This window comes from Azohydromonas australica DSM 1124, from assembly GCF_000430725.1.
Taxonomy (GTDB): domain Bacteria; phylum Pseudomonadota; class Gammaproteobacteria; order Burkholderiales; family Burkholderiaceae_C; genus Azohydromonas; species Azohydromonas australica.
The window spans coordinates 45,544-52,832 of sequence record NZ_KE387222.1 but is presented as its reverse complement, the minus strand read 5'-3'; the positions used below and the strand labels follow the sequence as shown (position 1 = coordinate 52,832).

Sequence of the window (7,289 nt, the reverse complement as noted above, 5' to 3'; positions counted from 1 at the left end):
GGTCGGGAAAACACTCTATCAGCTCAAACGCGAGATGCTGTCCAACTATCTAAGAGCCGAGCTGCGCAGCCCGGCGGTGCGGATGGTGCTCGTTGCGTAAGTCCTACACTTGTTTCCCGCTGTCTGGAGTGGAATCCAGCGTCGCGTGGCATGGCTTGTTGTTCGGCGGCGACGGGACCCGCTTGACGGCTTGGTTTTGTTTGGTTTGTGTCGGGTTGTGCTACGGCCCCGTGGTTTCCAAACTCACGTGTTTTGCTTGACACCGAAGTTTGCAGCGAGCTTTCAATCCCCCTTCATCAATCGCGCCGGCGTGATGAATTTCTCGAAAACCAATGTCCAGCCCTCTTGCGTTGAAAGCCCTGGAACGGGTGTCATTGTTCGGCAGATAAATTCAGCAGCCGGAGTCCGCAATTCATCGCCATGCCCCGGAAAATGATACCGATACCGGACTCACGATTTGCAACATTCAAGGCGCTGTGGATTTGGAAATAGACCGGCTTTACGGTTCATTTTCAAGGACTGCCGTTCGGGTGCGAATTTGGCAGGCGGCAGGCCGGACACGGCGCGCGGCGGGACCGCGGGATCAGCGCCAGGATCGCCGCACCAGGCAGGTGCGCTGGGTGGCTGCGTGCCATGGTGGGCTTGGGCGGGCGGCTGACGGCGGCAGGCGAGAATCACGTCTTCGATTGCTTGCTGCCCGGTGCGTTCCTGCCCAATGCCCGAGGCTGATGCCGTTTTCCTCATGACTTCGACCCTTCTGAGCCTGGTGGGCATGCCCGGCGCCGGCAAGACCACCATTGGCCGGCGCTTGGCGCGCGAGCTGGGCGTGCCCTTCCATGACAGTGACCACGAGATCGAGCGCCGCCTTGGCGTGCCGATCCGCGAGTACTTCGCGCGCCACGGCGAGGCGGCCTTCCGCGACGTGGAGCACGCTGTCATCACCGAGCTGGCGCGCGTCTGCTCGGGCGTGCTGGCGACTGGCGGCGGCTCGGTGCTGCGCGAGGCCAACCGGGCCGCGCTGCGCGCCGCGGGCACGGTGGTGTACCTGCATGCCACGCCGGAGTCGCTGCACCAGCGGCTGCGCCATGATTTGAGTCGGCCGCTGCTGCAGGTGGCGGACCCGCTGCAGCGCCTGTGCGAGCTGTTCAGCCAGCGCGACGGCTTCTACCGCAGCAGCGCCCATCTCGTGCTCGACACCGGGCATGGGCGCATCGGGCGCTCGGTGCACGAGTTGCGGATGCACCTGGGGCGCCGCAAGACGCAGGCGCCCGCGCACGGGCCGTCGTGCCATCGGCATACCTGATTCAGCACTGCCACAGGCCCGCGCCGGGCTGAGCACCCGGCACTTCCCAGGCGGCACCCAGGCTACGCCCGGGGGAAATGCCCGCTCGCAAACGGCAAGTTCGAGCAGTAAGTCACGGTCTGGCGGGTTGACTGCGCCTCGACCCTAAACACCCCCCTTGCTAACTCACCCACACTCCCGGCATCGCTTTTTGCGAAAATTTGTACCGGCGGCTCTGCTGCCCGGTTGTTGATGTGCTAGGCAATCGGGAGTAGTGCAAGCGTGAGCAGCCCCAAGTTCAAACGCGTCGTCAAAGCCGTGTTGTTGGCCAGTCTGGCCGTTCCCGGCTTGGCCGCGGCCAAGAACACCACGCCCACCGCGACGGACAGCCGCGGCTCGAAGAGCGGCAATGGCAACGCTGGCAGCAGCGGCTCGGCCGGCAACGGCAACTCCGGAAACAGCGGCAAAAGCGGCTCCGCCAATGGCGGCGGCAGCAGCACGACGGGCAGCGGCAACAGCAGCTCGGGGAGCAATGGCAACAGCAGTTCCGCCAGTGGCAGCTCCAACAACTCCAGCAGCGGTGCCGGCAACAGCAGCAGCGCCACCACCAGCAATGGCGGCGGCAACGGCAGCTCGGGGAGCAACGGCAACAGCAGCTCCGCCAGTGGCAATTCCAGCAGCTCCAGCAGCAGTGCCGGCAACGGCAACAGTGGCGCCACCAGCAATGGCAACGGCAACGGCAGCGCCGGGAGCACGGGTGGAAGCAGCGGCAGTGGCTCGGCGACGCCGGGCGGCACCGCCGTCTGGATCGGCGCGACCTCGGACGTCACCTACGCCCGCGACACCCTGCTCAACGCCGTGGCGGCCACCGACTACTACGGCCTGGTCAGCGGCAACGACAGCAAGGGCATCAACGACCTGGGCCTGAGCTGGGGCGACGGCTGGACGCTGGTGGCCAAGGACAACGTCGGCAGCAGCGACGACGTCCGCGGCACCTGGCAAAACATCGCCTTCTCGCTGGATGCCGGTGCCGGGGGCTCCAGCGGCTTCTGGCTGCTGACGGGCTCCGGCGGCAGCCTGGCGTCCGGGCCGATGCGCCTGGACATGGTCGCCGTGGTGAAGTCCAGCACCAACTACGCGCTGTACTACTTCGAGGACGTGCTGTTCGACGGCTCGGCCATGGGCAGCTGGATTTCCCCTTCCTTCAACGCCAACGGCCTGCCCCAGGACCTCTCGCACCTGAGCGCCTACCTGCGCCTGGGCGACCCCTACGGCCTGCCGGACAACGGGACGTCCTCCCCCGATGGCGGCCTGGCCGGCGCCGCGGGCGGCGGCATGGGCTTGCCGTCCGACGGCGGGCTGGCCTCCGGCGCGGGCGGTGCGGTGGATCCGGTGCCAAGCGCCGTGCCCGAGCCCGGCTCGCTGGCGCTGGTCGGCGTGGCACTGGCGGGGCTGGCTACAGCACGGCGGCGCCGATCGGCTTGATCCGGCTCAAACCGCTTCGGCCCTCCCGGCCGGAAGATGACATGCCCATGACAACGACAAGGAGCCATTGGCATGCCTCAGGAGGACAACCCCATCGCCCGCCCGTCCGCCAAGCCCAACGGTGCGCGGCGCCGGCACAGCACGGCCAAGCCGCGCGCCGTCGAGGCCGGTGACACGGCGCCGGTGCTCAGCGCGCTCGGCATCGAGCACGACATGGTCGAGCGCGGCCGTTCCGAGGCCAGCACGGTGCAGGCGATGGTGCTGCAGGACCTGCTGGAGGGCCGCACCGGCGGCTCGGCGCCGCAGGTGCGCCACGAGCAGCTGCGCGCCCTCATCGACGGCGCCTCGCCCGACGAGGTGCGGCTGCTGCGCCAGGCGCTGTTCGACCGTGGCCAGCCCGTGCGCGAGAGCATCGACCCCGACACCGAGCTCTCCGCCGGCTGGCGCGAGGGCCGCTACCCCTACAAGAACCTGCTCTCGCGCAAGAGCTACGAGAAGCAGAAGTACCGGCTGCAGGTGGAGCTGCTGAAGCTGCAGGCCTGGGTCAAGGAGACGGGCCAGCGCGTGGTGGTGGTGTTCGAGGGCCGCGACGCCGCGGGCAAGGGCGGCACGATCAAGCGCTTCATGGAGCACCTCAACCCGCGCGGCGCGCGCGTGGTGGCGCTGGAGAAGCCCAGCGAGACCGAGCGCGGCCAGTGGTACTTCCAGCGCTACATCCAGCACCTGCCCACGCGCGGCGAGATCGTGCTGTTCGACCGCAGCTGGTACAACCGATCGGGCGTCGAGCGGGTGATGGGCTTCTGCTCCGAGCAGGAGTACGAGGAGTTCATGCGCCAGGCGCCGGAGTTCGAGCGCCACCTGGTGCGCTCGGGCGTGCACCTGTTCAAGTTCTGGTTCTCGGTCAGCCGCGCCGAGCAGCGCCGCCGCTTCAAGGAGCGCCAGGCGCACCCGCTCAAGCAGTGGAAGCTCAGCCCGATCGACATGGCCTCCCTGGACAAGTGGGACGACTACACCCGCGCCAAGGAAGCGATGTTCCTGCACTGCGACACCTCCGACGCGCCGTGGACGGTGATCAAGTCGGATTGCAAGAAGCGCGCGCGCCTGAACGCCATGCGCTACCTGCTGCAGCGCCTGCCCTACGCTCAGAAGTCGCTGGAGGCCATCGGCTCGGTGGACCCGCTCATCGTCGGGCGGCCCTCGCTGGTGCCCAGCCGCGGGGACGACCAGCTGGCGGCCACCGGGGCGGGTTGATCCAAGGTCGCATCAGACTCGCGCCGCTCCTGTCTCCAGGCACCCCTGGCCCGGCGGCCTCGCACGCGGCTGGACGCTACGTTTCTCTCCGTGCCGCGTGCTCCACGCACAGAAGTCGCTGGAGGCCATCAGCTCGGGGGACCCGCTCATCGTCGGCGGCGTAGAGAGGGCGTCGCCCTCGCTGACGGGATGCCGGCCGCGTCCGTCTTCAGTCCACGGCCCGCCGCCCCTGCCGCCACCCCAGCGTCCCGCCCAGCAGCGCGCCCCACGCCAAGTGGTCGGCGAACTGGGGCCAGAACGCCAGCGTCGCCACGGACGGGAAGGCCAGTGGCGCGATCAGGCGCAGGTCCAGCAGCGCCACCAGCGCCGCGCCCGCCACCGCCCCGGGCAGCGCGTGGCGGCGTGGCAGCAGCACGGCGAAGACCAGCGTCCAGAACAGCGACACGCCGCCATGCGCCACGGCGGCGGCGCCGAACAGCGTCCAGAAAAAAGTCGCCGCGGGCAGCAGCATCGCGCCTGCGGCGCGGGTGGCTTCCATCGGGTCGCTGCCGGTCAGCAGCGCGTACAGCGTCGAGGGCAGGCCGCTGAAGGCGGTGGCCATGAACCAGGCCCAGGCCAGGTCACCGGCGGGCCAGCGCAGCAGCGCGTGCGTCATGACGCCGGCACGGCTTCCAGCGCCTCGTACCAGCCCCGGTACGGCGTGTTGCGCACCAGGCGCCGGTTGTGGTCCGGCGCCCCGTCGCTCCACCACACCGGGCCGCGTTCGCCCAGCGCCACCTTGGCGGCATGCACGCGGGCGCGCGCCTGCGCCAGGGCGGGCGCGTCCTGCCCGCGCAGCGCCTGCCGCACGGCGCTGCGCGCCGACATCAGCTCGCGCGTGAGACGCAGCCGTTCGGTTTCATCGAGCCGCGGGTCGGTACAGCGCCACAGGCGGGCGCGCACCACGAAATAGCGACCGTCGGGCGTGACCGGGTAGCGCATGGCTGCCGCACGGCAAGTACCGGGCCGCGCCGGCGGTGCGGGCGCCGGGATTGCTTCCCCGCGCTCGTTGCCACGACCCGCTGCCGCTGCCTCGATGTCCGTCGATTCCCGCAACCGTCGCGATGCGGCGCCCGCCGTCGCCGCCGCGCGCGAGGGCTGGGTGCTGCTGGGGGGCGCGCTCGTCATCCTGCTGTTCACGGCCGCGGCCGTACTGATGCTGTGGCTCGGCCGCCAGGAAAGCCTGCAGACCTGGCGGCTGTACCTGGGCAACTTCTCCGCCACGGCGGCCGAGCACGCAGCGCAGACCTTCCGCACGGTGGACTTCGTGCTCGCCCGGGTGGTGGACCGGCTGCAGGCCGGCGCGCTGCGCGATGGGCTGCTGCCGGCGCTGGGCACGCGCCCGATGCACGAGTTCCTGCGCGAGCGCGTGGACGAGGTGGCGGTGCTCGACGGCATCGCCATCGTCGGCATGGACGGCCGCCCGCTCAACGGCAGCGGCACCTTCCCCCCGCCGGACGTGAACCTGTCCGACCGCGACTACTTCCGCGCCCATGCCGCCGACCCGGCGCTGCAGGTGTTCGTGTCCGCGCCGTCGCGCAACCGGGTCTCGGGGCGCTGGACCTTCTTCGTCTCGCGCAAGCTGCGCGCGCCGTCGGGCCAGATGGTCGGCCTGGCCGTGGCCGGCGTCGAGCTGGAGTACTTCGAGCGCTTCTACCGCTCGATCAACCTCAGCGAGTCCGACAACGTCATCCTGCTGCTGCGCCGCGACGGCACGCTGCTGGCGCGCTACCCGGTGCAGGCCGAGGCGCTGGGCCGCTCCTATGCCAAGGCGCCATCGATGCTGGCGCTGGCCGAGGCGATGGCGCAGGGCCGCACGGGCGCCACCAGCTACACCAGCGCGCCGCGGGTCATGAACCCGGCCGACACGCGAGCGCGCATGACGGCGGCGCACGCCGTGGCCGACTTCCCGCTGGCGGTGAGCATCACCACGACCGAGGCCTTCATGCTGCGCGACTGGCACGAGCTGGCCCGGCACGTCGGGGCGGGCGTGCTGGCGGCGGACCTGCTGATCGCCGCGCTGGCGCTGTGGATCCACCGCCTGCTGCGCCGGCGCCGCGCCGCGCTGCTGCAGCTTGACGCCGCGCGCGAGGCCGCCGAGGCGGCCAGCCGCGTGAAGTCGCAGTTCCTGGCCAACATGAGCCACGAGATCCGCACCCCGCTGCACGGCATGCTGGGCATGGCGCAGCGGCTGCTGCAGGCGCCGCTGCCGCCGTCGCAGCGCCAGCAGGCGGAGCTGATCGAGCGCTCGGGCCAGCTGCTGCTGGGCGTAATCGACGACGTGCGGGACTTCTCCCGCATCGAGGCCGGGCGCCTGGAGCTGGAGCGCATGCCTTTCGACCTGGTGCGGCTGGCGCGCGATGCCGTTCTGCTGTTCGAGCTCCAGGCGCGCGCCAAGGGCCTGGCACTGCGGCTGGTGGTGGAGCCGCCGACCCCGCAGGCCTGGCTGCTGGGCGATCCGCTGCGCATCAGCCAGGTCCTCAACAACCTGCTGTCCAACGCCGTGAAGTTCACGCCCGCGGGCGGCGTGGAGCTGCGCCTGTCGGCGCAGGAGGGCGCACGCTGGCGCGTGGCCGTGCGCGACACGGGCATCGGCCTGGACGAGGCCGAGCGCCGGCGCATCTTCGAGCCCTTCATGCAGGCCGACAGCTCCACCACGCGGCGCTTCGGCGGCAGCGGCCTGGGCCTGGCGATCGTGCGCAGCCTGGTGCACCTGCACGGCGGGGAGCTGCGCGTGGACAGCGAGCCCGGGCGGGGCTCGGAGTTCTGGTTCGTGCTGGAGCTGCCTCCGGCCGCGCCGCCGGCGCCGGCGGCACCGGTGGCGCCCGCGTCGGCAGCAAGCCTGGCCGGCCGGCGCGTCCTGGTGGCCGAGGACAACGAGGTCAACATGGAGCTGGCCTGCGCGATGCTGCAGGCCCTGGGCGCCCAGCCCCACCAGGCCACCGACGGTGCGCAGGCGGTGCAGGCCTACGAGGCGGCGCGGCCCGACATGGTGCTGATGGACCTGCACATGCCGGCGCTGGACGGCCTGGCCGCCACGCGGCGCATCCGTGCGCAGGAGGCGGCACGCGGCTGGCCGCGCGTGCCGATCGTGGCGCTCACCGCCAGCGCGGTGGCCGAGGACCGCCGGCGCTGCCTGGACGCCGGCATGGACGAGGTGCTGGTGAATCCTTTCGGGACGGCGCAGTTGCGGCAGGTGCTCGAACGGCACAGCCCCTGAGCGCGCCGCCGC

General features: G+C 70.8%; 7 protein-coding genes. 4 read left to right on the top strand and 3 right to left on the bottom strand.

The genetic code is table 11. The annotated features are described in order from the left end of the window. Positions 1–742: 742 nt before the first annotated feature. The gene (locus H537_RS48515; protein ID WP_051244722.1) at positions 743–1,303 is read left to right on the top strand and encodes a shikimate kinase; all 561 of its coding nucleotides are present in this window, start codon (positions 743–745) and stop codon (positions 1,301–1,303) included. Positions 1,304–1,539: 236 nt separating this feature from the next. On the opposite strand, the gene H537_RS54220 is transcribed toward H537_RS48515, so the two are convergent. Further along, the gene (locus tag H537_RS54220; protein WP_156902272.1) at positions 1,540–2,112 is read right to left on the bottom strand and encodes a hypothetical protein; all 573 of its coding nucleotides are present in this window, start codon (positions 2,110–2,112) and stop codon (positions 1,540–1,542) included. A 28-nt stretch (positions 2,113–2,140) separates the two neighbouring features. On the opposite strand from H537_RS54220, the gene H537_RS54215 reads away from it, so the two are divergent. Together H537_RS54215 and ppk2 are read left to right on the top strand one after the other, a co-directional pair. Next, positions 2,141–2,767 (top strand): PEP-CTERM sorting domain-containing protein, encoded by a 627-nt coding sequence (locus H537_RS54215; protein WP_156902271.1) that lies wholly within the window; start codon positions 2,141–2,143, stop codon positions 2,765–2,767. 72 nt (positions 2,768–2,839) lie between these two features. Further along, the gene (gene ppk2, locus H537_RS0139510) at positions 2,840–4,018 is read left to right on the top strand and encodes a polyphosphate kinase 2 (RefSeq protein WP_029002235.1); all 1,179 of its coding nucleotides are present in this window, start codon (positions 2,840–2,842) and stop codon (positions 4,016–4,018) included. Positions 4,019–4,226: 208 nt separating this feature from the next. On the opposite strand, the gene H537_RS48505 is transcribed toward ppk2, so the two are convergent. Together H537_RS48505 and H537_RS0139500 are read right to left on the bottom strand one after the other, a co-directional pair. Beyond that, on the bottom strand, positions 4,227–4,673 hold the full coding sequence (locus tag H537_RS48505) for a hypothetical protein (protein ID WP_051244719.1): 447 nt from the start codon (positions 4,671–4,673) through the stop codon (positions 4,227–4,229). After that, a complete protein-coding gene (locus tag H537_RS0139500; RefSeq protein WP_029002234.1) occupies positions 4,670–4,999 on the bottom strand; it encodes a hypothetical protein in 330 nt (109 codons plus the stop codon). The genes H537_RS48505 and H537_RS0139500 overlap by 4 nt, the downstream gene beginning before the upstream one ends. A gap of 94 nt (positions 5,000–5,093) precedes the next feature. Between H537_RS0139500 and H537_RS50220 the strand changes: the two genes are divergently transcribed. Next, positions 5,094–7,277 (top strand): hybrid sensor histidine kinase/response regulator, encoded by a 2,184-nt coding sequence (locus H537_RS50220; RefSeq protein ID WP_051244717.1) that lies wholly within the window; start codon positions 5,094–5,096, stop codon positions 7,275–7,277. Positions 7,278–7,289: the final 12 nt, after the last annotated feature.